This is a genomic window from Nonomuraea sp. NPDC052116, from assembly GCF_040680035.1.
GTDB classification, from domain to species: domain Bacteria; phylum Actinomycetota; class Actinomycetes; order Streptosporangiales; family Streptosporangiaceae; genus Nonomuraea; species Nonomuraea angiospora_A.
Genome location: NZ_JBFAWA010000004.1, coordinates 358,426 through 384,871 on the forward strand (window position 1 = coordinate 358,426; position 26,446 = coordinate 384,871).

At 71.0% G+C, this 26,446-nt stretch carries 28 protein-coding genes; 13 read left to right on the plus strand and 15 right to left on the minus strand.

The genetic code is table 11. From position 1 onward, the window contains the following. Positions 1 to 41: 41 nt before the first annotated feature. Positions 42 to 662 carry a hypothetical protein gene (locus tag AB0L65_RS09730; RefSeq protein WP_364242522.1) on the plus strand — a complete coding sequence of 207 codons (621 nt, stop codon included), beginning with the start codon at positions 42 to 44 and terminating at the stop codon, positions 660 to 662. Between the two features lie 254 nt (positions 663 to 916). Here AB0L65_RS09730 and AB0L65_RS09735 read toward each other — a convergent pair whose 3' ends face one another. Together AB0L65_RS09735 and AB0L65_RS09740 are read right to left on the minus strand one after the other, a co-directional pair. After that, positions 917 to 1,762 carry an NAD(P)H-binding protein gene (locus tag AB0L65_RS09735; RefSeq protein WP_364242525.1) on the minus strand — a complete coding sequence of 282 codons (846 nt, stop codon included), beginning with the start codon at positions 1,760 to 1,762 and terminating at the stop codon, positions 917 to 919. Between the two features lie 57 nt (positions 1,763 to 1,819). Further along, positions 1,820 to 2,251: a hypothetical protein gene (locus AB0L65_RS09740; RefSeq protein WP_364242527.1), complete on the minus strand. Its 432-nt coding sequence runs from the start codon at positions 2,249 to 2,251 to the stop codon at positions 1,820 to 1,822. 167 nt (positions 2,252 to 2,418) lie between these two features. Between AB0L65_RS09740 and AB0L65_RS09745 the strand changes: the two genes are divergently transcribed. After that, a complete protein-coding gene (locus tag AB0L65_RS09745) occupies positions 2,419 to 2,823 on the plus strand; it encodes a hypothetical protein (RefSeq protein WP_364242530.1) in 405 nt (134 codons plus the stop codon). 12 nt (positions 2,824 to 2,835) lie between these two features. On the opposite strand, the gene AB0L65_RS09750 is transcribed toward AB0L65_RS09745, so the two are convergent. Then, positions 2,836 to 4,056: an MFS transporter gene (locus AB0L65_RS09750; protein ID WP_364242532.1), complete on the minus strand. Its 1,221-nt coding sequence runs from the start codon at positions 4,054 to 4,056 to the stop codon at positions 2,836 to 2,838. A gap of 306 nt (positions 4,057 to 4,362) precedes the next feature. On the opposite strand from AB0L65_RS09750, the gene AB0L65_RS09755 reads away from it, so the two are divergent. The 3 genes from AB0L65_RS09755 (at position 4,363) to AB0L65_RS09765 (ending at position 7,904) form a co-directional block, all read left to right on the plus strand. Next, positions 4,363 to 5,916, plus strand: a complete 1,554-nt coding sequence (locus AB0L65_RS09755) for a carbohydrate-binding protein (RefSeq protein WP_364242839.1) — start codon at positions 4,363 to 4,365, stop codon at positions 5,914 to 5,916. Positions 5,917 to 6,059: 143 nt separating this feature from the next. Continuing rightward, a complete protein-coding gene (locus AB0L65_RS09760) occupies positions 6,060 to 7,418 on the plus strand; it encodes a hypothetical protein (RefSeq protein ID WP_364242534.1) in 1,359 nt (452 codons plus the stop codon). Between the two features lie 27 nt (positions 7,419 to 7,445). Next, on the plus strand, positions 7,446 to 7,904 hold the full coding sequence (locus AB0L65_RS09765; protein WP_364242537.1) for a hypothetical protein: 459 nt from the start codon (positions 7,446 to 7,448) through the stop codon (positions 7,902 to 7,904). On the opposite strand, the gene AB0L65_RS09770 is transcribed toward AB0L65_RS09765, so the two are convergent. The 4 genes from AB0L65_RS09770 to AB0L65_RS09785 form a co-directional block, all read right to left on the minus strand. After that, positions 7,879 to 9,537, minus strand: coding sequence for a TlrC/CarA/OleB/SrmB family ABC-F type ribosomal protection protein (locus tag AB0L65_RS09770; protein ID WP_364242539.1), 1,659 nt, complete (start codon positions 9,535 to 9,537; stop codon positions 7,879 to 7,881). The two genes, AB0L65_RS09765 and AB0L65_RS09770, sit on opposite strands and share 26 nt — an antisense overlap. Positions 9,538 to 9,581: 44 nt before the next feature. Beyond that, on the minus strand, positions 9,582 to 10,403 hold the full coding sequence (locus AB0L65_RS09775; RefSeq protein WP_364242542.1) for an SDR family NAD(P)-dependent oxidoreductase: 822 nt from the start codon (positions 10,401 to 10,403) through the stop codon (positions 9,582 to 9,584). Positions 10,404 to 10,545: 142 nt separating this feature from the next. Next, a complete protein-coding gene (locus tag AB0L65_RS09780) occupies positions 10,546 to 11,748 on the minus strand; it encodes a S8 family serine peptidase (RefSeq protein WP_364242544.1) in 1,203 nt (400 codons plus the stop codon). After that, positions 11,745 to 12,599 carry a hypothetical protein gene (locus tag AB0L65_RS09785; protein ID WP_364242547.1) on the minus strand — a complete coding sequence of 285 codons (855 nt, stop codon included), beginning with the start codon at positions 12,597 to 12,599 and terminating at the stop codon, positions 11,745 to 11,747. Before AB0L65_RS09785 ends, AB0L65_RS09780 begins: the two co-directional genes overlap by 4 nt. A gap of 173 nt (positions 12,600 to 12,772) precedes the next feature. Between AB0L65_RS09785 and AB0L65_RS09790 the strand changes: the two genes are divergently transcribed. Continuing rightward, complete coding sequence (locus AB0L65_RS09790; RefSeq protein WP_364242550.1) at positions 12,773 to 13,162, plus strand: NAD(P)H-binding protein; 390 nt, start codon at positions 12,773 to 12,775, stop codon at positions 13,160 to 13,162. A gap of 44 nt (positions 13,163 to 13,206) precedes the next feature. Here the strand turns inward: AB0L65_RS09790 and AB0L65_RS09795 are convergent, their stop codons facing one another. Continuing rightward, the gene (locus AB0L65_RS09795) at positions 13,207 to 14,127 is read right to left on the minus strand and encodes an alpha/beta hydrolase (RefSeq protein ID WP_364242553.1); all 921 of its coding nucleotides are present in this window, start codon (positions 14,125 to 14,127) and stop codon (positions 13,207 to 13,209) included. Between the two features lie 66 nt (positions 14,128 to 14,193). Between AB0L65_RS09795 and AB0L65_RS09800 the strand changes: the two genes are divergently transcribed. Both AB0L65_RS09800 and AB0L65_RS09805 read left to right on the plus strand, forming a co-directional pair. Beyond that, complete coding sequence (locus AB0L65_RS09800; RefSeq protein WP_364242556.1) at positions 14,194 to 14,487, plus strand: helix-turn-helix domain-containing protein; 294 nt, start codon at positions 14,194 to 14,196, stop codon at positions 14,485 to 14,487. An 81-nt stretch (positions 14,488 to 14,568) separates the two neighbouring features. Then, positions 14,569 to 15,429, plus strand: a complete 861-nt coding sequence (locus AB0L65_RS09805; protein WP_364242559.1) for an LLM class F420-dependent oxidoreductase — start codon at positions 14,569 to 14,571, stop codon at positions 15,427 to 15,429. Between the two features lie 37 nt (positions 15,430 to 15,466). Here AB0L65_RS09805 and AB0L65_RS09810 read toward each other — a convergent pair whose 3' ends face one another. Next, positions 15,467 to 16,462 carry an aldo/keto reductase gene (locus AB0L65_RS09810; protein WP_364242562.1) on the minus strand — a complete coding sequence of 332 codons (996 nt, stop codon included), beginning with the start codon at positions 16,460 to 16,462 and terminating at the stop codon, positions 15,467 to 15,469. Between the two features lie 128 nt (positions 16,463 to 16,590). On the opposite strand from AB0L65_RS09810, the gene AB0L65_RS09815 reads away from it, so the two are divergent. Further along, complete coding sequence (locus AB0L65_RS09815; protein WP_364242565.1) at positions 16,591 to 17,442, plus strand: helix-turn-helix transcriptional regulator; 852 nt, start codon at positions 16,591 to 16,593, stop codon at positions 17,440 to 17,442. 19 nt (positions 17,443 to 17,461) lie between these two features. Here the strand turns inward: AB0L65_RS09815 and AB0L65_RS09820 are convergent, their stop codons facing one another. Further along, the gene (locus AB0L65_RS09820; RefSeq protein WP_364242568.1) at positions 17,462 to 18,775 is read right to left on the minus strand and encodes an ABC transporter permease; all 1,314 of its coding nucleotides are present in this window, start codon (positions 18,773 to 18,775) and stop codon (positions 17,462 to 17,464) included. Beyond that, the gene (locus AB0L65_RS09825) at positions 18,772 to 19,497 is read right to left on the minus strand and encodes an ABC transporter ATP-binding protein (protein ID WP_364242570.1); all 726 of its coding nucleotides are present in this window, start codon (positions 19,495 to 19,497) and stop codon (positions 18,772 to 18,774) included. The genes AB0L65_RS09820 and AB0L65_RS09825 overlap by 4 nt, the downstream gene beginning before the upstream one ends. A 128-nt stretch (positions 19,498 to 19,625) precedes the next feature. On the opposite strand from AB0L65_RS09825, the gene AB0L65_RS09830 reads away from it, so the two are divergent. After that, positions 19,626 to 20,360: a hypothetical protein gene (locus AB0L65_RS09830; RefSeq protein WP_364242573.1), complete on the plus strand. Its 735-nt coding sequence runs from the start codon at positions 19,626 to 19,628 to the stop codon at positions 20,358 to 20,360. Positions 20,361 to 20,468: 108 nt separating this feature from the next. Here the strand turns inward: AB0L65_RS09830 and AB0L65_RS09835 are convergent, their stop codons facing one another. Together AB0L65_RS09835 and AB0L65_RS09840 are read right to left on the minus strand one after the other, a co-directional pair. Next, positions 20,469 to 21,053 (minus strand): hypothetical protein, encoded by a 585-nt coding sequence (locus AB0L65_RS09835; RefSeq protein ID WP_364242575.1) that lies wholly within the window; start codon positions 21,051 to 21,053, stop codon positions 20,469 to 20,471. Beyond that, positions 21,050 to 21,601 carry an RNA polymerase sigma factor gene (locus AB0L65_RS09840; protein WP_364242578.1) on the minus strand — a complete coding sequence of 184 codons (552 nt, stop codon included), beginning with the start codon at positions 21,599 to 21,601 and terminating at the stop codon, positions 21,050 to 21,052. Before AB0L65_RS09840 ends, AB0L65_RS09835 begins: the two co-directional genes overlap by 4 nt. A 212-nt stretch (positions 21,602 to 21,813) precedes the next feature. Here AB0L65_RS09840 and AB0L65_RS09845 point away from each other — a divergent pair, with 212 nt between their 5' ends. Beyond that, entirely contained in the window at positions 21,814 to 22,689 is an 876-nt protein-coding gene (locus AB0L65_RS09845; protein WP_364242581.1) for an alpha/beta hydrolase, read from the plus strand. A gap of 135 nt (positions 22,690 to 22,824) precedes the next feature. On the opposite strand, the gene AB0L65_RS09850 is transcribed toward AB0L65_RS09845, so the two are convergent. Then, positions 22,825 to 23,667, minus strand: a complete 843-nt coding sequence (locus AB0L65_RS09850) for a LysR family transcriptional regulator (protein ID WP_364242584.1) — start codon at positions 23,665 to 23,667, stop codon at positions 22,825 to 22,827. Between the two features lie 72 nt (positions 23,668 to 23,739). On the opposite strand from AB0L65_RS09850, the gene AB0L65_RS09855 reads away from it, so the two are divergent. Further along, positions 23,740 to 24,957: an MFS transporter gene (locus AB0L65_RS09855; protein WP_364242587.1), complete on the plus strand. Its 1,218-nt coding sequence runs from the start codon at positions 23,740 to 23,742 to the stop codon at positions 24,955 to 24,957. An 88-nt stretch (positions 24,958 to 25,045) separates the two neighbouring features. Here AB0L65_RS09855 and AB0L65_RS09860 read toward each other — a convergent pair whose 3' ends face one another. Continuing rightward, positions 25,046 to 25,396, minus strand: coding sequence for a hypothetical protein (locus AB0L65_RS09860; RefSeq protein ID WP_364242590.1), 351 nt, complete (start codon positions 25,394 to 25,396; stop codon positions 25,046 to 25,048). Positions 25,397 to 25,523: 127 nt separating this feature from the next. Here AB0L65_RS09860 and AB0L65_RS09865 point away from each other — a divergent pair, with 127 nt between their 5' ends. Continuing rightward, positions 25,524 to 26,327: an integrase gene (locus AB0L65_RS09865; protein ID WP_364242593.1), complete on the plus strand. Its 804-nt coding sequence runs from the start codon at positions 25,524 to 25,526 to the stop codon at positions 26,325 to 26,327. The last annotated feature ends 119 nt before the right edge of the window (positions 26,328 to 26,446 follow it).

Consider the following 26,446-nt stretch of genomic DNA (forward strand, 5'->3'; position numbering starts at 1 on the left):
GATCTCTGCGGATAACCGGATTACCATCCGCAGGGAGCACCATGTACAAGCACGCCATTGCCGCATTCGCCGCGACTTCCGGCCTGCTGCTGGCCGCCGGGCCGGCCGCCGCAGAAGAGGGGGCCGTGGACACGGTCCTGTGCGGCAACAACAACGTCCTCAGCTACAACGGCCAGTCGTCCTGGACCGAGGACTTCCAGGCCCTGGCCGAATCGGTCTTCAACGAGTCGCCGCTGGGGCCGCCGTGGTCCGGGCGCCCGATCCCCGTCGACGGCCTGACCTGGGTCAACCGGACGACGACGTGCAGCCAGAGCATCCCCACGTACAAGGCCGGCGGCGTCGTCGGCCTGGTCGACGGGCTGCTCGACCCCGCACCCGCGGCGCCGTGCACGACGACGACGAGCACGTCGTCCTCGTCGCTGCTGGCCGCCCTGGGACTCACGCAGGTCGTCGACTCGCTCTGGCTGGGCGCGGTGCCCTGCGCCGCGACGAGCACCTGGTCCCCGACCAGCTGGTCACCGACCAGCTGGTTCCCGACCTGGTCCCCGGCCACCGGGACCTGGACGTTCGAGTCGCCGGGCGATCTCACGGTGGAGCAGCCCGTGACGCTCCTGGACACCACCGGGGTCTCGTCGCTGGTCAACCAGATCCTCGGCAACTGACGCGCCTCTGGCCTCATCGTCAGAGGGACGGGGCGAAGGGACTGCGACATGAACAGCGAGCACCCCGCACCGGCCCAACCGAAGACGGACGGCCTCGGCATCGCGTGAACCGAATGCGCCTGGCAGGAGGACACCATTCTCCTCTGCCGGCACACCGATGCCGAGCCGTCCCCCGTGGACGCGTTCCTGGGAGTTCACGATGCTGTACGCCGACACGGGCGGCGTACAGCGGGTGCCGCTGAAGCGGCCTGCGGTCAGCGGAATTCGTCCGCGTGGTCGGCGGCCCAGCGCCCGAACGTACGCGCCGGCGCCCCCGTGATCTCCTCCACCGTCGAGGTGATCAGCTCCGACCGCGGCCGCGCCTCCGCGCTGGCCAGCAGGGCCTCCACCAGGGCCGGCGGCCTCCCGTCCGCGAGCATCTGCTCACGCGCGGCCTGTACGGCCACCTTCTCGAACCGCAGCGGGCGCCCGATGGCCTCCCCGATCGCGCGCACCTGCTCGGCCCGGCCCATCACCTGCGGCCCGGTCAGCACGTACGTCGCGCCGTCGTGCCCGTCACCGGCCAGCACCTGGACCGCCACCTCCGCGACATCGCGCGGGTCGATCACCGCGGTGGCGGCGATCTCCGGCCCGCGCACAGCACCGGTGGCACGGATCTGCGCCGCCCATCCCCGGGTGTTGGAGGCGATGGTGTTCGACCGCAGGATCGTCCACCGCAGCCCGGACCTCTCGATCAGGCCCTCCATGTCGGCGTGCAGCTGGTTGATCGGGTCACCCTGCCGCTGCACCCCGTCGTCCACCCCCGACGACGAGAGGTAGACGACCCGGCGGGCCCGGCTCCTGATCACCTCCAGAACGGCGGAGGCGCCGTCGGCGGTGAGGAAGGGCCAGACCAGGAACACCGTCTCCACACCCGACAGCGCCCGCTCCAGCGTGCCGGGCACACCCAGGTCCCCCTCCACGGCCGCCACTCCCCCCGGAAGCCGCGCCGCCCGCGCATCCCTCACCAACGCCCGCACGGAACCACCGGCGGACACCAGCCCGGCCACCACCTGCCGGCCGACGTTCCCGGTCGCCCCGGTCACCAGAATCTCGGTCATGACCGGGTCAGCCCGGACGCGGACGGCGATATTCCGGCCGCTCCCGATCGGGTCGCCCTACGAAGGCAGCCACGAGGGCCACCAGGGCAGGACGCAACCATCGGGCGTGCCCTCGGTGGCGACGTCGTACATGACCATCGCCACCGGCCCCGCGATCGAGACACCGACGGCGAGCAGCGCCAAGACGGGCACCGGCCACACCCGGCCGGCCAGCGGGGGAAGCCGGGCCACCAGGTGCAACGGCAACGCCAGGATCGCCGACACAACCGAGACGACCGGAATGACGGCGAAACGGCTCAGCAGCCACAGCACCTCGGACAGCTTCTCGCCCGAGCTCAGATCGAGACCGCAATAGACCTGAGCGCGGGCCACCAGGGTCGCGTCGAAGTAGCTCCCGGCGATCGCGCACGCCAGGGCGACAACGACGGAAAGGGCGCACCCGAAGGTCCAGGACACCTCGCCGGCCTTTTCCAGTCTCCGGTCGATCACGCTGCCATCGAAGCAGACGGGTGTGCGCGTCTTACGCGCCCGATGTAAGGGCTCTGTGCAGAATCCGCGTGCCGACGATCCCGGCGTCCCGGGATCGACCTCGTCGAAGGCCGCATCCGGTTCGCCGGGCCGGCTGTGGAGGCTCGGCGGCGGGATACCGTCGGACGGTGGATGAGCAGACGCTTCCGGCGGCGGGTATGACGATCAGCGTACGGACGCGCCGGGACGTGGTGATCGTGGATCCGGAGCGTTTCCTGGCCGCGGCCCGCGCCGCCTACCATGACCTCTGGCCCGAGGCGGGCGAGGATGACGCCGCCGAGAACGTCCGCGACGTCTATGACGCCGTACACGTTCTGCTGGACCGGTTCGGGCAACTCGCGGCGGACGCGCCGGAGACGTCGCTCGGCCGCGGCGGGCTGCGGCCGGGCCGGCGCGTGGTGGACCGTCCGGACGGCCTGTCACCGGCGGGCGAGCTCCAGCGGATCGTGCTCGAGGATCCGATGCCGTTGCAGGACTACGGCTGCTTCCTCCCCGAAGATCCCTTCGCCCTGCCACCCGGCTCCCAGCCCTGAGCAGGACCGGTGTCAGCGCCGGACGCGTGCCGTCCAGACGATCGCGTACGCGACGGCCAGGAGCCCGAGGAGACGGGTGGTGTCGGCCATGCCGATGGCCGCGGTCATGGGCGCGACCGCGAGTGTCGACACGCCTTGGAACGCCGCCGAGAGGCTGAAGACCAGCACCATCACGCGTCCCCGTACATGGTCAGGCGTCGCCAGTTGCAGGCCGTTGAGGGCGAGGATCGCGCACGCGCCCACCCCGAGGTGGCCGACGAACGCCGCGGCCATTCCCGGGCCGAGTCCGGAGACGTGGGCGAGGACCAGGTATCCGAGACCGAAGAGGGCCAGGGCCGCCGCCGCCACGTACAGCCGCCGACGTGTCGAGCCGCCGGCGAGCCGCCTGCCCGCGAAGGGGCCGAGCACGGCGCCGAGGCCCTGCGCCAGGTACAGGGCGCCGACTCCCGCATCGCCGACGTGGAAGCGATCAAGGGCGTAGACCGGCAGGAGTCCGACCATTCCGTAGCAGATACGCAGCCCCGCGGTCAGCCACAGCAGGGCCGCGGCCACGGGGGTGGTTCGCAGGAACCGCCAGAGTTCGGCGGTGTCAGCGCGTATCCGTATGCGGCGCGTCGACACGGCGCTGGAGAAGGGCCGCTTGATCCTCGCGACGAGCAGCGCGGAGACGATGAACGAGGCGCCGTCCACGAGGAGCGTGGCCGAGGTTCCCCAGGCGGCGGTGACCAGGCCTCCCAGGCCGGCTCCGACGAGCAGGCCGGCCGAGTACAGGCTGCCGAGCACGGTCTGGGCCAGTGAGAGGTCTCGGCCGGTGACGAGGTTGGGCAGCGCAGCCTCGGGGATGGGACCGGACATCGCCGCGAGCACCGACAGGACGGCCAGGCCTCCCAGGGCCAGTGGTACCGAGCCGGTGTGGAAGGCGACGAGCAGCCCGCCCACCGGGACCACCGAGCCCAGGTCGCAGACGATCCGAAGACGTCGCCGGTCGAAGCGGTCGGTGAGCGGGCCGATCAACGGGAACAGCAGCACCCCGGGAAGGGAGTTGATCGCGAACAGCAGCGCCGTCCACCCCGGCGAGCCGGTGCTGTGGTAGACGAAACCGCTCAACGCGACGAAGGCGAACCAGTCGCCGGTCAGGCTCAGCGCGCAGGCGCCGACGAGGCGTCGGAAATCGGCGTTGCCGCGCAGCAGTGTGAAGAGGTCGCCGGAAGATCGGCGCCATGCAGGGAACACTCGGTGACTCCAGCGGTGCGTCCTTCCGGAGAAGGACCGGAAAGGGATGACGTCGTCGGCGCATCCGCTGGTCAGGCACAAAGGTGCTGCATGGCAGCATGGTAGTGCCTGTTCCTGCCGCAGGGCCTCGCTGCTCGGGCTGAATGAAAGTTTCACCGGCGGTTGAGCTGGCGGTAAATCCCTGGCCAGCGGCGATGGTTTCGGGGTTGACGCGTTTGCAGTGGCGCATTGACGGCAAGGAAAGCGCTTTCCTACTGTGGCGACGTTTCGCCCGCGCCTCCGTACCCGACACCTTGGAGAACGATGATGCGCCTGAAAGCCATCCTCACGTGCGCCGGCCTGTTAGCCGGCGCGTTCGTCGCACTGTCACCGACCGCCGCACAGGCCGCGCCGACGCGGTACGAGGCGGAGAGCTCGCCCGCGGTCTGTACCGGCACCATCGACAGCAACTGGTCCGGCTACTCCGGCAGCGGATTCTGCAACGGCAACAACGCCACCGGCGCCTCCGCCCAGTTCACCATCAACGCCGGCGCGGCCGGGACGGCGACGCTGAGCGTGCGGTTCGCGAACGGGACCACGACCGCCCGCCCCGCCGACCTGATCGTCAACGGGTCGACGGTCCAGAACGTCTCGTACGAGGGCACCGGCGCGTGGGACACCTGGGTCACCAAGACGCTCACCGTGTCGGTGCGGGCGGGCGGCAACACCATCCAGTTCAGCCCGACCACCTCGAACGGCCTGGCCAACCTCGACTACATCGACGTCGACGCGGGCGGCACCACCCCACCGACGGGCAGCGCGCTCTACGTGGCGCCGAACGGCAGGGACGGCGCGACCGGGACGCAGTCGGACCCGACGACCCTCACCTCGGCGATCACCCGCATCACCGCCGGCGGGACGATCTACGCACGCGGCGGGACCTACAACTTCTCGCAGACGGTCACCATCGCGGCGGGCAACAACGGCACCTCGAGCGCCCGCAAGAAACTGTCCGCCTACCCGGGCGAGACCCCGATCCTGAACTTCTCGGCCCAGAGCGAGGACCCGGCCAACCGCGGACTCGCCGTGAACGGGTCGTACTGGCACATCTACGGCATCGTCGTCGAGCGTGCCGGTGACAACGGCATCTTCGTCGGCGGCAGCAACAACATCTTCGAGCGCACGGAGACCCGGTTCAACCGGGACACGGGGCTGCAACTCTCGCGGATCGCCTCCGACACGCCCCGCGACCAGTGGCCGTCCAACAACCTCATCCTGAGCGCGTTGTCGCACGACAACGCCGACTCCGACGGCGAGGACGCCGACGGCTTCGCCGCGAAACTGACCGTCGGCTCCGGCAACGTCTTCCGCTACTGCGTGTCCCGCAACAACATCGACGACGGCTGGGACCTCTACACCAAGACGGACACGGGCGCCATCGGCCCGGTGACCATCGAGGACTCCCTGTCGTACAACAACGGCACGCTCAGCGACGGCAGCCAGGCCGGCAACGGTGACCGCAACGGCTACAAGCTCGGCGGCGAGGACATCGCGGTCAACCACACCATCCGGCGCAGCATCGCGTACCGCAACGGCAAGCACGGCTTCACCTACAACCGCAACCCCGGCACGATGACGGTGTCGGACAACGTCAGCATCGACAACACCGAGCGCAACTACTCGTTCGACGCCGGCACCTCGGTGTTCCGCAACAACACCTCGTGCCGCAGCGGCAGCGGGACCAATGACCGGATCGTCGGCAACTCCGACAGCTCGAACCAGTTCTGGTCCGGCTCGAACGGGTCCCGGTGCTCGTCCTACAGCGGCGCCCTGCACTGGTCCTTCGCCTCGGACGGCCGCCTCGTCGTGACCTTCGGGTGACGCCGTGACAGAGGGGGCGAGTACGCCACCGTACTCGCCCCGCTCTCGGCGTTCAGCGGGAAAGATAATGGAGCGTGTGCTCTAGAATTGTGTATCTTGGGGCATGCATCCCGTTTTTCCGACGACAGTGCAGGAGCTTGCGCATGCCCTCGTTCTCCCATGCCCGCCATATCGGCGCCGGCGCCGTGCTCGCCTTCGCGCTCGTCGGGTTACCTGCCGGGGCCGCGTCCGCCGAGCCCGGCACGACCGGCGTCACCTTGGCCGCCCAGGACCAGCCCAAGCCGGCCCGCCCCACGCTGGAGGCCATCAAGCAGCGGGCCGCCCAGGACGGGGTCCCCCTGGAGCAGGCCGTCAAGGACTACATCAGCGCCACCGCCGCCAAGCAGACCTTCTCGGCCGCCGCCCAGCCCGACGGTCCCGTGGACACCCCTGACGTCATGGTGGACGACCTGCACGCGGGCGAGATCGAGGACCTCACGCGCATCGCCGCCGCCGAGGGCATCGGGCTGGCCGCCGCGATCGACGCGATCTCCTGGCAGCCCCAGTTCGAGAAGGTGGCCGCGGAACTCGAGACCGGCTTCCCCGCCGAGTTCGCCGGAGCGGTCAAGTACGACGACAGCGCCTGGTTCGGCTTCAAGGGAGACGTCCCGGCCAAGGCGGTCGAACTCGCCAGAACCCTCCCCATACGCGTCGACCTGGTCGGCGACCGCGGCTTCTCCGAGCAGGAACTGGCCGCCGCCGGCACGGCCACCCACGCGACCGTCCTGGCCAACCCCGCCGTGCAGGACGCCACCACCTCCTACGACGTACGCACCGGGACCGTCACCGTGGAGGCGCAGTCGAGCACGCCCCTCACCGCCCAGGGCCTGCTGCCCCGGCAGGCGTCGGAGGCCGGGATCCAGGCCCAGGTCACCCTGGTCGACAAGGTGTCGCAGCCGCAGGACAGGTACATGCGGGGCGGCGGCTCGCTCGGTAACTGCACCTCGGGCTTCAACCTGAAGTACATCCACAGCAACACCAAGCGCCACGGCACCGCCGGCCACTGCGCGCAGAACTACCCCACCCGCACGTACTCCAACCACAGCACCCACGGCGGCTCGACCACGGTGAAGCGCGTCTGGTGGGCGGTCGGCGACTGGGGCGACCTCTCCTACTACACCGTCGGCTCCAAGACCGCGGGCCGCACGTTCTACCACGACTGGAACAAGACGAGGTACGCCGACGACCGTTCGGCCATGCCCTCCATAGGCACGCGTATCTGCCATTTCGGCATCACCAGCGGCGGGAGCTGCGCCAAGGTCGCCCGCCGCGACGTCTCCGCCGGGGGCATGAAGCACATGGTGGTCATGGACAAGAACATCAGCGAGGGAGGCGACTCCGGCGGACCCTGGTACTACGCCGGGACCGCGTACGGCATCCACTTCGGCCTGATCAGCGGGAAGTCGGCGTTCACGCCCGCGTACCTGTACCAGAACCGTGGCTACGACGTCTGGCACCGCTGACGGACACGGCGTGAAGGAGGAGGCAGCATGAGCCGGGCCGCCGTGGCACTGGCCGTGACGCTCCTGACGGCCGCCACCGCCTGCACCGGCGGTGGCGGCACGGGGGCGACCACGCCCGGTCCCGACCAGTTCGCGGTCACGGGCGACGACCCCTCGATCGTCGTCCACACCCTCACCTACGGCGCCGACATGAAGGTCGGCGGCACCCTGAGATACCAGGCCGAAGGCCGGTGCCTGACCGTCTCCGCCACGAGGGGCGGGAAGGAGGCGATCTTCACGCCGATCTGGCCGGCCGGCACGCGCCCCGTGGAGGACGGCGGGCGGCGGGGCGTGGACGTCCCCGGCTTCGGCCGCGTCATGGACGGTGACACGGTCGAAGCCGGAGGTGACGAGCGACCGGCGGGGGACGACTGGCCGGGCACCGCGAGGCTCTGCCCGCCGAGCGGCATGGTGATGGTGTTCAACGCTGGCTCGTTCCGCCGCTGACCCCGCGATCCGCCGCGCCCAGCTCCAGGTGGGAGCCGGTGAACGCGGCCCGCAGGCGCCGATCGTGCGTCACGACCACCAGCGCGCCCCGGTAGGCGGCCAGCGCCTCCTCCAGTTGCTCCACGAGCATCGGCGACAGGTGGTTGGTCGGCTCGTCGAGCAGGAGCAGGTCCACGGGCTCGCTCACCAGCCGCGCGAGCTCGATCCGGCGCCGTTGCCCGTAGGAGAGCTCCCCCAGGCGCGACCCGAGGTCCGACGGCCGGAAGAGCCCCAGGACGAGCAGCGCGTCCGCGTGCTCGTCCAGGCTCCCGGGACGCCCGTCCGCGTAGGCCCGCAACACCGTCCGGTCCGCCGGCCCGAGGCCCCCCTCGTCCTGCCGGAAGAACCCGACCCGGCCGGCCCGCCGTACCTCGCCCGCGTCCGGACGCAGCTCCCCGGCGAGCACCCGCATCAGCGTGGTCTTGCCCGCCCCGTTCGGGCCGGTGACGAGCAGCCGTTCACCGGCGCGGACGGCCAGGGAGTCGAGGCGAAGCCGGCCCGCCACCACCACGCCGTCGAGCGCGGCCACCTCGGCTTCGGAAGCGGTCCCCGCGGTGGCGAAGGTGGCGGTGAAGCGCAGCGGCTCGGGAAGCGGCGGCGCCGGGTGCTCGGCGAGCCACCGTAGCCGCTGCTGGGACTGCCGGATGCGCCCGGCGGCCCCGTGGGTACGCGAGCGCGCCCGCCAGGCGCCGGTGCCCATGCCCGCCTTGGCGACCTTGCGCGGGATCCCGGCCAGCCGGCCCGCGTTGGCCGCCACCAGCGTGGCGTGCCGGTCCAGCTCCGTCTTCCACTCCTCGTGGGCCCGCGCCTGTGCGGCGCGTTCGGCGGCCTTGGCGACGAGGTACCCGGCGTAGCCGTCGCCGTAGCGGCGTACCTGCCCGTCGGCGACCTCCAGGATGGCGGTGGTCACCCGCTCCAGGAACATCCGGTCGTGCGTGATCGCCACGACCGTGCCACGGTGGGCGCGCAGGCGCTGTTCGAGCCAGGCCACGGCCTGGTCGTCCAGGTCGTTGGTCGGCTCGTCGAGCAGCAGCAGCTCAGGATCGGACGCCAGCGTGGCGGCCAGGGCGAGCCTGGCGCGTTCGCCGCCGGAGAGCGTGCCCAGCGCTCGGCTCCGGTCGAGCCCGGGCAGCCCGAGCCCGTGCAGCGCGATCTCCACCCGGACGTCGGCCTCGTAGCCGCCCCGTGCCTCGAACTGCGCCACGAGCCCCGCGTACGCCTCCGTGTCCGCCTCCGTGTCCGCCTCCGTGCCCGCCTCTTCGAGCGACCGTTCGGCCGCCCGCATCCGGGCCTCGAGCTCTCGCAGGTCGGCCAGCGCCAGGTCGACGGCGTCGGCCACCGTCGCGTGCGGCGGCAGCGCGAGCGACTGCGGCAGGTGTCCGACGCCGCCGGGTGCGACGACCAGGAGCTCGCCGTTGTCCGGCCGCTCGGCGTTCGCCATGAGCCTGAGCAGCGTGGACTTGCCTGACCCGTTGTCGCCGATCACTCCGATCCGCTCGCCGGGTCTGACGGTGAGCGACACCCGGTCCAGGACGACGCGGGTGCCGTAACGCTTGGTGATCTCGGTGAGCGCGAGTTGGGCAGCGGTACGCAAAAGGCATGCCTCCTTTTCGAGGATGAACAAACGGGGTGAGGTGGTCAGCCCGGCGCCTTCCGGCTGAGGTGCTCCCAGGCCCGGTACTCCTCCGTGCGGGCCTGCTCCATCTGCTGGACCATGTCGTACGAGGCGCCACCGACGATCAGCCGCAGCGGCGGCTCCGCCAGCTCGACCAGCTCCATGATCACCGGCGCCGCGGTGCTCGGGTCGGGACCGGCGTCCTCACCCCACATCTCGGCCAGCTGGGCGTGCAGCGGCTCGTTCTCCGGACGCCGCTCCGCGAGCGTGGTGCCCCGCGTGAACAGGTCCGTGCCGTACCCGCCCGGCTGCACGATCGTCACCTTGATCCCGAACGGCGCCACCTCCATCGCCAGCGCCTGGCTCGCCGAGTCGAGCGCGGACTTGCTCGCCGCGTAGAACCCGACGGACGCGAACCCGCCGCCGGACCCCATCGAGGTGACCTGCAGGATGTGGCCGGACCCCTGCGCCCGCAGGTGCGGCACCACGGCCTGGGCCACCCAGACCGCACCGAAGAAGTTGACGTCGAACTGGGCGCGGATCTGCTCCTCGGTGGCCTCCTCCACCATGCCGAACAGCAGCGTGCCGGCGTTGTTGACCACGACGTCGAGCCGGCCGAACGCCGCCGCTGCCTCGTCCACGACCTTCCGGACGGCCGCGCGGTCGCGGACGTCCAGCGTCAGCCGTACGAGGCTGTCGGGGTGGGCGGCGGCGAGGCCGGCGAGGGGGCCGAGGTCGCGGGCGGCGGCCACGACGCGGTCTCCGGCGGCGAGCGCCGCCTCGGCGAAGGCCCTGCCCAGGCCCCTCGACGCGCCGGTGATGAACCAGACTCGGGCAGTCGTCACACGGACTCCTCATCACTATGAGACGATACGGTCCGTCTCGTGATGACAAGGTATACAGGCGTTCCCCTTCTACGTCAAGACGGACCGTCTCGTCTCGCCTGGACGGCATGCGGCTGCCCGCACCGTCACCGGGTTCGCCAGGTCAGGCGCCGGGCACCGGGCGTGCGCGGGGCCGGCGCATCAGCAGCACCGCGACCAGCAGGAACAAGAGCCCCGCTCCGGCGGCCGCGCCGCCCACGACGACGTAGGTCATGTCGATCGGCGGGTTGGTGGTCGGCGGGGCGACCGGCCCGCCACCGAGGTACTCCTTCCCCTTGTACGGGGCCGCTTCGATCTTCGTGTCCTTGGCGGCGCCCGCCGCCCGCACCGCCGCCGCCGCGTCGATCAGCCCGAAGCCGAGGAACACGTTGTAGCCGGACGGCGGCTTCCTGGCGGTCCGCACCAGGATGTCGCGTACCTGCCGGGGCGTCAGATCGGGATTGCGGGACAGCATCAGCGCCGCGGTGCCCGCCGCGAGCGCGCAGGCCGGGGAGGTGCCGTCCCCCATCCGGTAGTCGCCGCGGTTGTCGGCGGCGTAGATGTCCACGCCGGGTGCGGTGATCGTGTTGTACGTGTGCACCTGGGAGAAGTCCGCCCGCGCGCCGCCCGGCCCCATCGCCGCCACCGCGATCACTCCCGGGTAGGCGGCCGGGTAGGAGACGACGTTGTTCGCGTCGACCTCCAGCGGGTCGGTGGATCCGCCGTTGCCCGCGCTGGCCAGCAGGATGGCCCCCTTGCCGAGAGCGTAGTCGACGGCCGCGGCCGTGGTCTCGTCGTAGCCGCTGCCGAGGCCCCACTCGTCGGTGCCGAGGGACATGGAGATCACCCGAGCGCCCTTGTCGACGGCGTACCGGATGCCCTTGGCCAGCGCGGTGGCCGCCTTGATGCTCTCCTTGTCGGCGGCGGTGCCGCCGGACTTGGCGGCGGACTCCGCGCGCTTGCGCGCCGGGTCCTCCCGGTCCCAGATCACCCGTACCGAGAGCACGCGGGCCTGCGGGGCGACCCGCAGCACGCTGGAGGCCATGGCGGTGCCGTGCGCGCCCCAGTACGACTGCCCGGGCTTCGCGCCGCCGCCGATGAAGTCGGGACCGTTCGTCACCCGTCCGCGGAACTCCGGATGGTTCTTCACGACCCCGGTGTCCAGGACCGCGACGGTGACCCCCTTGCCCTGTCCGAGCCGCTGCGCGGCCGGCACCTTCATGATCTGCTGTTCCCAGCCCCGCGGTGCCTCGGCCACGGCTGGCGCGGCGGTGGCCGCGACCAGTCCGGCGACCATGACGGCCGCGCAGGTCAGCCTGCGAATCATGCCCCCACCTTCCGGGCCTCCGCGTACAGCCGGGTGGCCAGGCTCTCCGCGAGCCCTTGCGCGGTGTACGCCCACGCCTCACGGTCCTCGCGCTGCGGGAACTCCCTCCTGCCCCACGGCTCGGGCAGCCGTCCGGGCCTGCGGCCGTCCGCCGGCCCCGTGGTGACCGCCACGAACATGGGCACGTCCCCAACGGTCCGGCCGCCGTTGCCGGTGCGCGCGGAGTCCTTCCACTGGGTGCCGGGCGCGGCGAGAGCGCGTACCGCGTGGTCCGGCTTCCGCTGCGCCTCACGCACGATGCCCTCCAGGTCGACGCGGGGCTGCGACTCGCGGAAGGCGACCAGGGCCACGGTGGCGGCCGTCCCTCCGGTGTCGTCCACGTACGTGGCGCGCACGGCCGCGACACAGCCCCGCTCAGTGGCGACCCGGGCCAGCTCGCCGGAGAGCGCCGCCCGGCAGGAGGTGTCGGAGGAGATCGCGGCCCTGGTCCAGCCGCGCTCGTCGTTCGGAGAGGAGTAGCCCTTGTCGGGGTGCTCCCGGCCGAGCCGCGGCGGTAACAGCTTCTCGACAGGCACGTTGCGCCACAGCTCTTTGGAGTACGCCGAGTTGTGGATGACCTGCCGGCTGTTGGAGTAGGCGTGCGCGATGAGCGCGCCACCGCCGAGCACGGCCAGCAGACCGAAACCCGCGACGACCAGCCCGACGAGGACCCGCCAGGCGCTGCGCTGCGGCCGCACCGGCCCGGTCGGCGGTGGCGGCTGCTGGTAGGGGCCGGGCGGGTACGGCTGGGGAGGCCCCGGGGGCGGCTGAGGGGGATGGAACCCCGGCCCGGAGCCGGACGGGGGGTACATCAATGTCTCTCCTGTCGTGCGAGCGGGCCGATCAAGGTTCCGTTTAAGCCCCTCTGATCGATTTGCGCGTTCTGACCCTATCGGTGCTCGGCGGATCACCTCCCCGGACTTCCTTGACCTCAAGTGCGATTCAGCTTCTAGCGTCGTCGGCGGCGGACGAAAGGAGTTCGACTGTGACGACACTTGTCACGGGCGCCACCGGGAACACCGGCCGCCATGTGGTGACGGAGCTGCTCCGCCGCGGGGAGCCCGTTCGGGCGCTGACCCGCGATCCGGTCGCGGCGGCCGAGAAGGTGCCGGCCGAGGTGGAGCTGGTGGCCGGCACGCACCACGAACCGGCGACGTTGGACACCGCCCTCGACGGCGCCGGCCGATTGCACATCACGGTGACGACGGGACTCGCCGAGGTCGGTCCCGAGTTGGTCCGGCGGGCGATCGCCGCCACCCCCAGCGATTCCGCCACGACCGTGGACGACACCGTCGAACGGGTGATCGGCCGTCCGGCGCCTACGTTCGCGCAATGGGTGGCGGAGCACGCCGAACGTTTCAAGATCAGCCGTTAGGCCGCCCGCCGAGATCGGGCGGGGTCTCGCCGTGCGGCTCGGCTTCAGGCGAAGAATCGCGTCAGGTGCTTCACGACGAGCTCGGGCTGCTCCTCGGGGATGTAGTGGCCGCTGTCCGGCACCAGCACCACCTCGACATCGGTGCCCTTGTCCGGCAGCACCGCCTGAAGGAGCAGGTGACCTCCCTCTCCGCCACCCAGACCCAGCAGCGGGGCGGTCACCTTGCCGTAGGTCTTCTCGTCGGCGATGTCCTGCCCGAACGCCCGGTACCAGGCATTGCCCGCCCGGATCGCGTCCGGCGTGGAGTAGGCGCGGGCGTAGATGTCACGATCGCGGTCGCCGATGGAGGCGGGATTCTCGACCAGGTAGTCGCACATCCAGTCGATCAGCTCGCGGGAGCGGCCGGCGAGCAGGCGTTCCGGCAGGCCGGGCACCTGGTTGAAGGCGAACCACCACAGGAAGCGGCCCGGCCCGGCGTGGATGTCGCCGTCGACCTGCTGGCGTCCGGGCCGAGGGAGCAACGAGAAAGTGTAGAAGCGCTCGTCAGGGTGGGCGATGTCCAGCAGGGCGATGCGTCGGACGTGAGCGGGATGGTTCGCGGCGAAGGCGTAGGCGACCATGCCGCCGATGTCGTGGCCGGCGATGTCCACCCGGTCGTGGCCCAGCCGGCGCACGAGTCCGAGGACGTCAGCGGCCATCGTCTTCTTGTCGTAGCCGGAGGCGGGCTTGTCCGAGCCGCCCATGCCACGCAGATCGACGGCGATCACCTGGTGGTGTTCGGCGAGCGGCGGCATGATCTTGTGGAACTCCCACCACGTCTGCGGCCATCCGCCCAGCAGCACCAAGGGCCTGCCTTGCCCGCCCATCACGTAGTGCAGGCGAGTCCCGTTGACGTCGGCGTGACTGCTGACGAACCCGCCCGGCAACGACCGCGCCAGCTCGGCGTCGGACAGTGCTTTCGGCATGTGATCCTCCCAATGTACGGGAGTACCGTACATTAGCCGACTACGGCAGTACCGTACGATCGGACCATGGCTGCTCTTCTGCATCCGACGACCGAGCAGTTGCAGTTGGAAGACGTGCTCGCCGCACTCGGGCACCCGGTCCGGATGACGATCGTGCGCGCTCTCGCCTCCGGCGAGGAGACGTACTGCGGGGCGATCGAGACCGGAGCGCCGAAATCCACCCTCACGCATCACTGGCGGGTCCTGCGGGAGAGCGGCGTGATCCGCCTGCGCCACTCGGGACGCAGAAACTACCTCACCCTGCGCAGAGACGATCTTGAGGAGCGCTTTCCCGGGCTCCTCGCCGTCGTGTTCCGGTGAGCACGGCGTCGGCCACGCATTTGCCCTGACACTGACGTCAAGGATGTAGCGTGCCCGCGGACTCTGACCTCGAGGATGACGATGAAATTCGCGATCAGCTACTCCACGGCCGACGGGCTCGACCCCGACAGGCTCGTAACATATGCCCGCCATGCCGAGGATTGCGGCTTTGAGGGGCTGTACCTGCCCGAGCACGTCGTGCTGTATCCCGGCGCCGCGGTCGGCCCCTTCGAGTTCCCGCCGTCCCTGCCCTTCCCCGATCCGCTCGACTGCCTGGCCTTCGTCGCGGCGGCCACCCGTCGCATCCTGCTCGGCACCGCCGTGCTGCTGCTGCCGTACCACCATCCCGTGGTCCTGGCCAAGCGGCTGGCGACCATCGACGTGCTGTCCAAGGGACGGATGCGGCTGCTCACCGTGGGGCTGGGCACGCTGCCCGGTGAGGCCAGGGCGATGGGAGTCGACTTCGGCACCCGCGGACGCCGTACCGACGAGGCCATCGACGTGCTGCGGCTGCTGTGGGGAGGCGACGAGAAGGGTGTCAGCTTCGACGGCGAGTTCTTCGGCTTCGACGACGTGACCAGCTACCCGAAGCCGTACTCGGGCACCCACCTGCCGATCCACGTCGGCGGGTCGAGCCGGGCGGCCGCGCGGCGCGCCGGTCGGCGCGGCGACGGCTATTTCCCCGGCGGCGCCCTCACTCCGGAGGAACGCGCGATCCAGTGGGAGCTGGCCCGGGCCACCGCCGTGGAGGCCGGCCGTGACCCCGGCGCGCTGGAGCACACCCGATGGGGGTCGATCGACATGTCCGCCGAACGGGTCGAGGCCTTCGCCGCGCAAGGCGTTACCCGCGTCGTGGTCGGCCCCACCTCGGCGGATCCGGAACAGCAGCGTGATGAGATGTCCGCGTTCGCCGAGCGGTTCGCCCTCCTCAGCGTCCGCTGACCTGCTCCGGCGGTGGACAGGCGGCGAGAGCGCGCGCTCAGTTGCCCACGCCGAGGCCGGACATGAACACGGACGGGTATCGGTCGCCGCGCGCCGAGCCCGGCGGCACCGCCTTCTCGATTTCGGCGAGGTCGTCCGCGGTGAGGCCCAGGCCCATCGCGGGCAGCGCCTCGGCCAGCCGCTCTCGGGTACGGGCGCCGACCAGGGGCACGATGTCCTCACCCTGTGCGGCCACCCAGGCGATGGCCAGCTGGGCGACGGTGCGGCCCCTCGCCTCGGCGACCCGGCGCAGAGCGTCCACGAGGGCGAGGTTGTGCTCCACGTTCCCGCTGGAGAAGCGCGGGCTGAAGCCGCGGCTGTCACCCGAGCCGGCGGTGTGGCCTGCGGTCCAGTGACCGGAGATGAGGCCGCGGCCGAGCACGCCGTACGCGGTCAGGCCGACGCCGAGCTCCCGCAGCGTGGGCAGGACGTCCGCCTCCACCGCGCGGGAGATCAGCGAGTACTCGATCTGCAGGTCGGCGATCGGGTGGACGGCGTGGGCCCGGCGGATCGTCGCCGCGTCGACCTCCGAGAGGCCGATGTGCCGTACGTACCCGGCCTCGACCAGCTCCTTGATCGCGCCCACCGTCTCCTCGATCGGGACCGCCGGGTCCAGCCGGGCGGGACGGTAGATGTCGATGTGGTCGGTGCCCAGCCGGGCCAGCGAGTAGCCCAGGAAGTTCTTCACCGCCTCGGGCCGGCCGTCATGCCCGCCGAACTCATGGCCCGGCCCCCGCAGCATGCCGAACTTGACGCTCAGCCGGTAGCTGTCGCGATCCCGGCCGCGCAGCGCCTCGGCGAGCAGCAACTCGTTGTGACCCATGGCGTAGAAGTCGCCGGTGTCGATGAGCGTGACGCCGGCCTCCAGCGCGGCGTGCACGGTGGCGATGCTCTCCGCGCGGTCGGCCGTGCCGTACGCGCCCGACATGCCCATCGCGCCCAGGCCCAGCGCGGAAACGGCCGGTCCGGTGCGGCCCAGGGTTCGTCTCTGCATCACGTTCTCCCTCGTTCTCGATGTCGTCCCCAACCATGCGCCCGAACCGGGGCGGGCGGGAGCGGAGCGTTCATCGTGGGAGAGCCGCTCCCTGGCTCGGCTCGCCGGCCGCGAGGCAGTATGAAGCCATGCAACGTGACCAGCTCGCCGACTTCCTGCGCCGCCGCCGCGAGGGGATCCGGCCGGCCGAGGTGGGCCTCGCCGACGGCCCCCGCCGCCGCACCACCGGCCTGCGCCGGGAAGAGGTGGCGCTGCTCGCGGGCATGTCGGTGGACTATGTCGTACGCCTCGAGCAGGGCCGCAGCAGTCAGCCCTCGACGCAGATGCTCGGCGCGCTGGCCCGGGCGTTGCGCCTGTCCGACGACGAGCGTGACCACCTGTTCCACCTGGCCGGCCACCGGCCGCAGCCCGCCGACGGGGTGGCCCGCCTGGCCCGCGCCGGCCTGATCCGCATGCTCGACCTGCTCGGCGACACCCCGGCCCTGGTGCTGTCCGACCTGGGCGAGATCCTCGCCCAGAACCGCGCGGCCGTCCTGCTGACGGGCGACCACACCGGCTTCTCCGGCGACCGGCGCTACATCGTCTACCGCTGGTTCACCGACCCCGCCACGCGCGCCGTCTGCCCGCCCGAGGAGCAGGAGCATCGGGCCCGACAGTTCGTGGCCGACCTGCGCGCGGCCGCCGGCCGCCGCTCCGGCGACCCCGTGGTCGCCGGGCTCGTCGACCGGCTGCAGGCCGCGAGCGCCGACTTCCGCCGGATATGGGCCGAGCACGAGGTGGCCGTACGGCGCGGCGACCGCAAAACCCTGCTGCACCCGCGGGTGGGCCGCCTGGTGATGGACTGCGAGACCCTGGTCACCCCCGATCAGGGCCAGGAATTGCTGGTGCTCACCCCGGCGGACGCCGAGTCCCGCGAGCGGCTGGAGCTGCTGCTGGTGCTCGGCATCGAGGAGTTCCCCACGGGCACGCCCGTACGGTGAAAGCCGCTTCCTCCCTGCCTCAATCCGACAGAAGGGCCCGACGCCGTACTCGCCGCGTGGCGGCCAGTCCTCCCACCAGGCCGCTCACCGCGCAGACCAGCACCAGCCCGGCGTACTGCGGCAGAGAGTAGGCGAACCACGGCTCGCCGGTCGCGGCCTTGCCGAGCATGGTGAGCGAAGCGGCGGCGATGCCCGTTCCGAGCAGCGTACCGATGCACGTCACGATCAACGTCTCCCAGCACACCGCTCTCGCGAGCTGCCGCGGCTTGGTCCCCACCGTGCGCAGCAGCCGGATCTCTTCCGTCCGCTCGGCCATCGTCATGGCCGTCGCGTTGAGCACCGAGATCACCGTGTAAGCCACCGCCGATCCCACCAGCACCGGGGCCGCCCACGCCGACGGCCCGGTACGGGTCACCCCCGCCACCGCATCGGTGGTCGCCACGGCGAACAGGAAGGTGCACGCCAGCGCCACGGTCAACATCACCGGCGACGCCGCCGCCATCGCCCGGCGCGGCTGAGCGACCAGCGAGGACCTGGCCAGCATCCCGGCGCCCGGATCGAGCCGGGCAGCCAGGGCTCCGAGCAGCCATCCCATCCCCCGTACCGCGACGGGGCCCAGCGCGGACGCACCCACGCAGAGCGCCATCGTCGCCCCCAGCGCAGTCGGCGGCGCGTTCTTCGACGTGACCTGCGGCACGAGCCACAGCAGCACGCCGCCGCCGGCCAGCGCCGCCGCTCCGACGACCGCCCTGGACCAGGGCAGCAGCCGCCGCTGCGCCGCGCTGTCCCGCAGCACCTCCAGCGGCCCCACACGCACCGCCTTGCGCGCCGCGACCCGGGCCGCCAGCAGCGTCACCGCCAGCCCGACCACCAGCGCCACGACGAACGGCCCCGTCGTGACCTCGACCGGGACGCCTCCCGGCGCCAACCCGGTCATGCGCATGAACGCCGCCATCAGCGCGGCGTACGGGACGGCCAGCACGCAGCCCGCCACGCCCGCCAGCACGGCCACCACCAGCGCCTCCGCCGTGATGAGCCGGCTCACCTGCCGCGGCCTCATGCCGACCGACCGCAGCAACGCCCAGGTCCTGCGCTGCCGCAGCACGTGCAGGCTCAGCGTGCCCGCGACCACGAAGATCGACACGAATCCCGACACCACGGCCGACAGCACCAGCAACCCCATGACGCCGTTCAAGTCGTCACGTGCGCCCGCGCCGGCGACCACCAGGCCGCTCCCGCCGATCAGCATCACGGCCAGGACCACCGCCGCGAACGAGGCGGCGAAGCCCATCCGATTGGTCCGTACGTTGTTCCAGGCCAGGACGAGTGTCACCGGCGGCCGCCCAGCCGCAGGCCGATCTGGTCGGCCGAGGGCCTGTCCAGAACCTCGACGATCCGCCCGTCGGTCAGGAACAGCACGCTGTCCGCCCGGGCCGCCGCCTCCGGATCGTGCGTGACCATGACCACCGTCTGGCCGAACGCGTCGACCGCCTCCCGCAGCAGTGCCAGCACCTCGTGCCCGGTACGGCGGTCCAGCGCCCCCGTCGGCTCGTCGGCGAACAGCACTTCCGGCCTGCCGAGCAGGGCACGCGCGATCGCCACCCGCTGCTGCTGGCCACCGGACAACTGCGACGGGCGATGCCCCTCCCGCCCGGCCAGCCCGACCCGGTGCAGCAGCTCGCGCACGCGTGACGGGTCGGGCCGCCGCCGGGCCAGCCTGCTGGGCAGGACCACGTTCTGCCAGGCGGTCAGCGACGGCACCAGGTTGAACGCCTGGAAGACGACGCCGACCCGGTCGCGGCGCAGCACCGCCAGTTCGTTCTCCCCGAAGCGGGTGATGTCCTGCCCGGCGATGCGAACCGCCCCCGAATCCGGCCGGTCCAACCCCGACGCGCACTGCAGCAACGTGCTCTTGCCCGACCCCGACGGGCCCATCACCGCGGTGAAACTGCCGCGCGGGAATCCGATGCTGACCTGCCGGAGCGCGACCACTTCGGTGGCGCCTTTCCCATATGTCCTGGTCACTTCCTCAAGGTGGACCGCATGGTCGATCATGATCAACAGCGTGCCGGAACGCGCACGCCTCACCCATCCGGCATCTCCCTGATCGGCCCCTGAGGCGCGCTGACATCTCACCCACTCCTTGGTCGGCGCCGCGTTCGCAGGCCGTATGATCATCGGCCATGACGCGAGCTGAGCCCGCCGATCACCGGCGGTTTCTCGACGCCGTTGCCCGAGCGATGTCCGAAGAGGACGACATCTGGCACTTCCAGACGCCGGCGGGCGGGTCCACGCGGGTGGCCCGCGCCGTCGACGACGAGTTGAAGGTGGTGGCGCTCATCGACGCGTGGTCGCTCGATGCGACGGTCACCGTCGACGACGTCGCGCGCGTGGCGGACCTTGCCGCCCAGGTGGGAACGACCGCCGCTTCGGAAGGGCGGCCCGCAGCGTTCTTGTGCTCGCGCCGCACGCCGACCGAGGAAGCCGTCAAGGCCGCCTACCTGCGTAACCTGCGGATTCTGAGCGTTCATCCCACGGGTGAGGGCTCCTGGGGCTACGACATGGCCATCCTGTCCCACCAAGAGTTCACGCAGCCGCCGAACGCTCCCACCCTCAGCGAGCATCAGTGGAGAGCCGTACACGACGGCAGTGACGGCGCGGTCTTCCGCGACGCCCGGCAGAGCCCGATCGCCTCGTTCGCGGGGCTGTGCGCCGTGCTGGCCTGGCAGGAGGAGGGGGCCTCTTGGGGGTCCCGGCGTTTCGACCTGCCCGCCGGGACGTCGATGGTCGTCCCCGACCAGCCACCTCTGCCCGTCGCCGGTGTGACCCTGCGGTTCCACAAGGAGACCCGTCCGCTGCGGGGCTCACGGGAGGAGAGTGCCTTCGCGGATCTCCTGACCGACTGGCTGTGGGGCTGACGAGCCGCGATCTTCGGTCGTACCGCGTTCCCCAGGACGGAAGACCTCACCCGCGTCGCCTCGTACCCGGGCGCCGACCCGCCGCATCCTCCTGCTCCCACGCGAGTGCTAGCTTCCCGCTGGGGGTTGGCCCTGCGGGCCGCCGGCGTCGTCCCAGTCCGTGCTGTCGACGACGACGCACGGGCCGACCTTGCCGGGGATCATCAGTGTCGAGAGCACCCACCACGTCTTCGGCGGCTCCGCCGCAGGGTCTCCGTCCTCGTCCCCGGCGAACTCCAGGACCAGCGTCTTGTCCTTGTCGAGGAGCCGGGGATCGATGTCCAGCCCGCCGTTCCGCATGCGAATCGCCCCTTCTGCCGGAAGGGTGCTCATTCCTCTGTTCTTTTCACACTGCTTGCGGGCCTCGAGGTACGTGACGTCCGCTCTGACGCCCGCCGCCTGCAGGTCCCGTTCCAGTTGGTCGGCGTCTTTGAATTCACGGATCTCGACCCCCACGGTGCCGTCCGCCTTCTTGCTCACCGCGTACGCCGGGCTTTCCGTGCCCGTCAGCAGCGGCACCGCGATGGCCGCCGCGGCGGCAAGGCCGGCCACCGCCGCTCCCACGGACACGCGGCGAACGGTACGGCGGCGGCGTTCGGCCCGCGCGGCGAATTCGACTTTCAGATCCATCAGCAACTGCTCCTCGAAACTCATTTGCCGGTTCCTTCCATGACGAAGGGCAGCTCCTTGAGCGTTCGGCGCGCGCGATGCAGCCGGACCATGGCGGTCCCCGACCGGATGCCGAGGGAGCTCGCGGCTTCGGTGACCGTCAGCTGATCGAGGACGACCAGCTCCAGCACGGCGCGTTCCCCCTCGGGCAACTCAGCCATGGCCTGAAAGGCCCGCCGGGCAGGTTGCTCCGCGTCGATCCGCTCCTCCAGCCGGGCGATGTCATCGCTGTCCAGCGGCCGTCGCCTGCTCACGCGGTCGGTCAGCTGGGACTCCCGCAACGACCTGCGCCGCTCGGCCGAGAGCGTGTTGCGCGCTACTCCGTACAGCCACGCGACCTCGCTGCCCCGTCCCGGCCGGTAGGTGTGAGCGGACTCCATCGCCGCCAGGAACACATCCGCCACCAGGTCCGCGACCATGTGTGGGTCATCGACCCGGCGGGCGAGGAATCGCGTGACTCCTTCGACGTGCCGCCGGTAGAAGGCCTCGAACGCCGCAGAGTCTGTGGCGAACTCCGCCTGTTTACGACGCACCGGCCATGCTCCCTTCGTCGATCTACACCCATACTTGGTAGGAAGCGACCAAAGGCTTACAAGCGGACGTCGTAGACGCGTCGGCTGTCCGTACTGGGGCCCTGGGCGGCGTGAGCGACCCGGTGTTCCGCACGAGCGGCGGCACCCCGCTGGACACGTCAAAGGCCGGAGGCCGGCGAAGAATTGTCGGTTGCTGATGGCAGCCTGAGCCGATGCCCTCAACGATCTCAGGCTTCGACGAACACACGGTCCGGGTGGACGGCCTTGATCTCCATGTGGCTTCAGGAGGCGAGGGACCGCCGCTGCTGTTGCTGCACGGCTTCCCACAGACCCATCTGACCTGGCGGCATGTCGCTCCGGTGCTGGCAGACGGCTTCCGCGTCATCTGCCCCGACCTGCCCGGCTACGGGGCCAGCGCCAAGCCGGAGGGTGGCCACGAACAGTACGCCAAGCGTGTGACCGCGGCGACCATGGTGGCACTGATGCGGCAGCTCGGCCACGAACGTTTCAGCCTGGTCGGTCATGACCGTGGAGCGCTGGTCGCCTTCCGCGCCGCGTTGGATCACCCTCACGCCGTCGCTCACCTCGGCGTGATCGACGTCATCCCTACTGCCGACATGTGGGGGTCGCTGGCGGGCGTGGGTGGCGTCTTCGGCTTCCACCTGTATTTCCTCGCGCAGCTCAACGACCTGCCCGAGCGGATGATCGGCGCTGACCCCGACACGTTCTTCGGCCACTTCCTCGATGCCTGGGCCGAGCCCGGCACATTCGACGCCGACGTCCGTGAGGCATACCTGGCCGCGACGCGCAATCCGGAAACGATCCACGCCATTTGCCAGGACTACCGGGCCAGCGCCTTCGTCGATGCGGCCCACGACAGCGAAGATCGGCAGGCCGATCGGCGCGTCAAGCCTCCTACCCTGGCGATCTGGCAGGACCCCGGCGACATGGTCCTGCCGTTCGACCCCTCGGCGATCTGGCACGGCTGGTCGCCGGATGTCCGCACCCTGATGCTGCCGGGTGGGCACTTTCTACCGGAGACTCAACCCGACGCCGTCACCGCGGCGATCAGAAGCCTGATCAGTTAGTCCCTGGCGCTCCGGTGACACTTCGCGATCATGACTGTGTCGGACGTCCAGCGGTAACGGAACCGCCGGTACGCCGCGCCACCTCGATGCGGTCCCTTGAGACCTCCCGGGGGCCGGCGGGGACAGGCTTACGGCTCAGAGCATCCGCCGCAGGGCGGTCTCCACAGCGTCGATGAGCGCATCACCTTCGGTGCCGGGGTGGCGGGCAAGGCCGAGTTCGACGTCCGGCAGAGCAGGCAGCACGGCCGCGTCGTGGCAGGCCATGGCCGGCTCGAGGTTGGCGGGCAGGAGCGCCGCGACTCCGAGCCCGGCCCGTAGCGCGGCGAGCACTCCGGCGAGACTGTTGCTCTCGAACGCCACCCGCCAGCGGCGCCCTGTGCCTTCCATCGCTTCCAGCACCGACGTCCGCCAGGCGCACGCGTTCGAGAACAGCACCACCGGCAGCGGATCGGCGTCGGTGGCGACACCCGGCCCGACCGCCCAGACCAGCGGCAGACGCACCGTCCAGCGGGGCGGCCAGGGAAGAACCGCGGCCTCGTCGAGCACGAGCTGGACGCGGCCCGTGTCGTAGGCCTCCCGCATCGCCGCGTTGGAGAGGCTGAGCACCTCCAGTGTCGCGTCCGGGTGCAGCCGTGCGAGGTCGGCGAGTGCCTGAGGAAGGCGGGAAGCGGCGAGATCTTCGAGGAGCCCCACCCCGCAATGCCCGGTGAGCGCACGTCCCGTTTCGGCGAGGGCCTGTGCCGACAGCGCGAGAATGCGCTCGGCGTAGGGCAGCAGTTCCTCGCCCGCCCGGGTCAGCGAGACGCCGGACGGCGCCCGGTGCAGCAGCGGGCTGCCGACGTCCCTCTCGAGCTTGCGCAACTGCTGGCTGAGCGCGGGCTGGGTGCGGCCGAGCGCGGCCGCCGCACGGCTGATGCTGCCCGCTCGTACGGCGGTGACGAACGATCGCAGCAGTGCGGTCTCGAGATCACGTGCCATAAGTGTTCATTATGTCCGGTCCAATGAATTCGCGACTTCCTATGGCATAACGGGTGATCTAGCGTCAAAACGGTGACCAGATTTCGCCAGGTGCTCGCGGTGCCGGGGATGACGCCACTGCTTGGCATCTCGCTGCTCGCTCGTACCGCGATCACGGCGGACGCGATGGCGTTGACGATGTACGTCGTCGTCGCCCTCGACATGAGTTACGCGGCGGCGGGAGCCGTGGTGGCGGCGCTCACCGCCGGTGTCGCGCTGGGCGGGCCGCTGCTGGGGCGGATGATCGACCGGCGGGGACTGCGTACCGTGCTGCTGGCCACGGTCGTGCCGCAGCTCGTGTTCTGGCTGACCGTGCCCGTGCTGCCGTTCGTGATCTTGCTGTGCGCCTCCTTCGCCGCCGGTCTGCTGATGGTGCCGGTCCAATCGGTTACCAGGCAGGCGATCGCCGCGATGACGACGGCAGGGCAGCGGCGGGCAGCGTTCGCGCTGGAGTCGGTGGCGGGCGAGCTGTCGTACATGGTGGGGCCGGCGGTGGTCATCCTGTGCGCGGCGACGGTGTCCCCCGGCGTGGTGGCATGGGGAGTGGGCGCCGCGATCGTCGCCGGCGGGGCAGGGATCGCCCTGCTCAACCCGCCGCTGCGGGCCGAGGACGAGGTGGACGGCGAGGCAGCGGGCCGGCCCCGGCGCCGGGAGTGGTTGGGAGCGCGCATGGTCGCTGTTCTGACGATGGGGTTCGGCGTCGCGATGCTGCTCAGCGGCGTCGACCTGGCCATCGTCGCCACTCTTCGAGAAGCCGGCCAGGTCTCGTGGGCGGCCGTGGTCATCGCCGCGCTCGGGGTGTCGTCCGTCGTGGGCGGTCTGGTGTACGGAGCGTTGCCCCGGCCGATGCCCACCTGGCTGCTGCTCGGCCTGCTCGGGCTGGTGACGATTCCGGCCGGACTTGCCCATGACTGGCCCTGGCTGTGCGTGGCCGTCATCGGTGCCGGGCTGCTCACCGCACCGACCCTTTCGACGGTCTCCGACGCGGTGAGCCGGCTGACGCCGGCCGGTGTACGAGGTGAGGCGACCGGCCTGCAGTCCTCGGCGGCGAGCGCGGGGTTCGCGCTCGGCTCCCCGGTCGTGGGAGTGGCGATCGACGCGTCCGTGCCGGCGGGCGGCTTCACGGCGGCCGGTCTGGCCGGTCTGCTCGCCGCACTGACGGGATACCTGCTCTCGCGCCGGTCACCCGCGGCGGCGCCGTCGTCCTCATCGCAGGCACTCGAGCCCTGCGACACCGTCACGCCGACCTGAATCCGGCGTTTCGTCGGCGCCTCACCGGCGGCCGGTGAGGGCTGCGGACGGCAGGACCGGTGACCCTGCCGTCCTGCCCAGCCCGGCGTTATGCGTCTTTGCTGGATGTGGCGAGCAGCTGGAACTGGTCCCACTGAACCCGGGGCCGCGCCAGGCCGCGCCGCTCCAGGTAGCGGAGCGTGGAGCGGCGGGCGTTGCGCAGGGTGTGGAACGCGTCGCTGATGCGGCCGGATCCGGCCGGCTCGATCACATTCCGCGGGACCATCGTCCATTGGTCGCCGTCGGCGTGAAGTTCGCCGCGGATCAGTGCGTTGTGCATGGCGTTGAGTCGTTCGTCGTGCCGGTGCACGAGCAGGCTGGCCGTGCCCGGCACGAGGCCATCGGCGGCGTCCGTCGCGATGGTGAAGCCGTCTGTGGTGGCCTTCGGCCGCGTGCGCACCAGCAGCGGTGCCCCGGAGGCGTCCCGGGCGCCGAGGACCGCGCTCGGGAAGCGGGCGATCAGGCAGACGTGTACGTTTCAGCGCGTCGGCGATTGTTATGGTGAGCGCTTTGATCGGCGGTAGGACATGCGGGTGGCCATGGCGAGCGCTGCCGCGGGGCGGGCCGACCGCGCGAACGAGGACTTCACCGGGGCCTTGCCGACGGCGGCCGTGTTGGTCGACGGTGCCGGCATCCCCGGCACGGAATCGATCTGCCGGCACGGCGTGGCCTGGTATGCCAACCGTTTAGGAGGCAGCCTCCTCGGTCTCCTGTCACTCGCACAGGACCGCGACCTTCCGGCAGTGCTCGCCGATGCCATCGAGCAGGTGACGGACGATCACCGCAGCACCTGCGACGTCGCCAACCGCATAAGCCCGTCGGCGGCGGTAGCCATCCTGCGCCTGTCCAATGGCCTCGTCGAATACCTGGTGCTCGGCGACGCGTACGTCGTGCTCGACAAAGCAGACAGCGCGCCGCTCGTCGTCTCCGATCCCCGGGAGGTCGTGATCAGCCGCTCGTACGAGCCCGCGCTGGAGACCGCCACCAAGGGTAGCGACGAGTACCACCGGATCCTCAACGACTTACGCTCGAACCGGAACCAACCGGGCGGCTTCTGGGTGGCCAAGGACGACCCGCGGGCGGCGGACGAGGCCATCACCGGCAGTTGTCCGATCTCGGAGCTGACCGATGTCGGCGCCGTTCTCCTCAGCAATGGCGCCAGCGGCATCGTGGACCGGTTCGGGCTCACCGACTGGCCAGGGGTCATGACCGTCCTGGCGTCGAGCGGACCAGACGAAATCATTCGCCGTGTCCGGCAGGCGGAGGCACATCACGCGGTAGCGGCGGACGATGCGACGATCGCACACTGCACCGACTTCGGGCAGGCTTGACGACACTTGCCCTGCAACCTCGTATGCGTCTGGCCGTGCGGGCCGGGGACCCCAAGACCCACAAGCCACGTCATACGCCGAGGCCCTCCGGCAACACCACACCCGCCAAGATCACCACC

Bases quoted from the DNA above. Each gene is read 5' to 3' on its own strand.
- AB0L65_RS09835 (WP_364242575.1), bottom strand. From the start codon at position 21,053: ATGAGTTTCGAGGAGCAGTTGCTGATGGATCTGAAAGTCGAATTCGCC.
- AB0L65_RS09830 (WP_364242573.1), top strand. From the start codon at position 19,626: ATGACGCGAGCTGAGCCCGCCGATCACCGGCGGTTTCTCGACGCCGTT.
- AB0L65_RS09765 (WP_364242537.1), top strand. From the start codon at position 7,446: ATGAGCCGGGCCGCCGTGGCACTGGCCGTGACGCTCCTGACGGCCGCC.
- AB0L65_RS09805 (WP_364242559.1), top strand. From the start codon at position 14,569: ATGAAATTCGCGATCAGCTACTCCACGGCCGACGGGCTCGACCCCGAC.
- AB0L65_RS09785 (WP_364242547.1), bottom strand. From the start codon at position 12,599: ATGTACCCCCCGTCCGGCTCCGGGCCGGGGTTCCATCCCCCTCAGCCG.
- AB0L65_RS09800 (WP_364242556.1), top strand. From the start codon at position 14,194: ATGGCTGCTCTTCTGCATCCGACGACCGAGCAGTTGCAGTTGGAAGAC.
- AB0L65_RS09810 (WP_364242562.1), bottom strand. From the start codon at position 16,462: ATGCAGAGACGAACCCTGGGCCGCACCGGACCGGCCGTTTCCGCGCTG.
- AB0L65_RS09755 (WP_364242839.1), top strand. From the start codon at position 4,363: ATGCGCCTGAAAGCCATCCTCACGTGCGCCGGCCTGTTAGCCGGCGCG.
- AB0L65_RS09760 (WP_364242534.1), top strand. From the start codon at position 6,060: ATGCCCTCGTTCTCCCATGCCCGCCATATCGGCGCCGGCGCCGTGCTC.
- AB0L65_RS09735 (WP_364242525.1), bottom strand. From the start codon at position 1,762: ATGACCGAGATTCTGGTGACCGGGGCGACCGGGAACGTCGGCCGGCAG.
- AB0L65_RS09795 (WP_364242553.1), bottom strand. From the start codon at position 14,127: ATGCCGAAAGCACTGTCCGACGCCGAGCTGGCGCGGTCGTTGCCGGGC.
- AB0L65_RS09850 (WP_364242584.1), bottom strand. From the start codon at position 23,667: ATGGCACGTGATCTCGAGACCGCACTGCTGCGATCGTTCGTCACCGCC.
- AB0L65_RS09865 (WP_364242593.1), top strand. From the start codon at position 25,524: ATGCGGGTGGCCATGGCGAGCGCTGCCGCGGGGCGGGCCGACCGCGCG.
- AB0L65_RS09845 (WP_364242581.1), top strand. From the start codon at position 21,814: ATGCCCTCAACGATCTCAGGCTTCGACGAACACACGGTCCGGGTGGAC.
- AB0L65_RS09780 (WP_364242544.1), bottom strand. From the start codon at position 11,748: ATGATTCGCAGGCTGACCTGCGCGGCCGTCATGGTCGCCGGACTGGTC.
- AB0L65_RS09815 (WP_364242565.1), top strand. From the start codon at position 16,591: ATGCAACGTGACCAGCTCGCCGACTTCCTGCGCCGCCGCCGCGAGGGG.
- AB0L65_RS09730 (WP_364242522.1), top strand. From the start codon at position 42: ATGTACAAGCACGCCATTGCCGCATTCGCCGCGACTTCCGGCCTGCTG.
- AB0L65_RS09825 (WP_364242570.1), bottom strand. From the start codon at position 19,497: ATGATCGACCATGCGGTCCACCTTGAGGAAGTGACCAGGACATATGGG.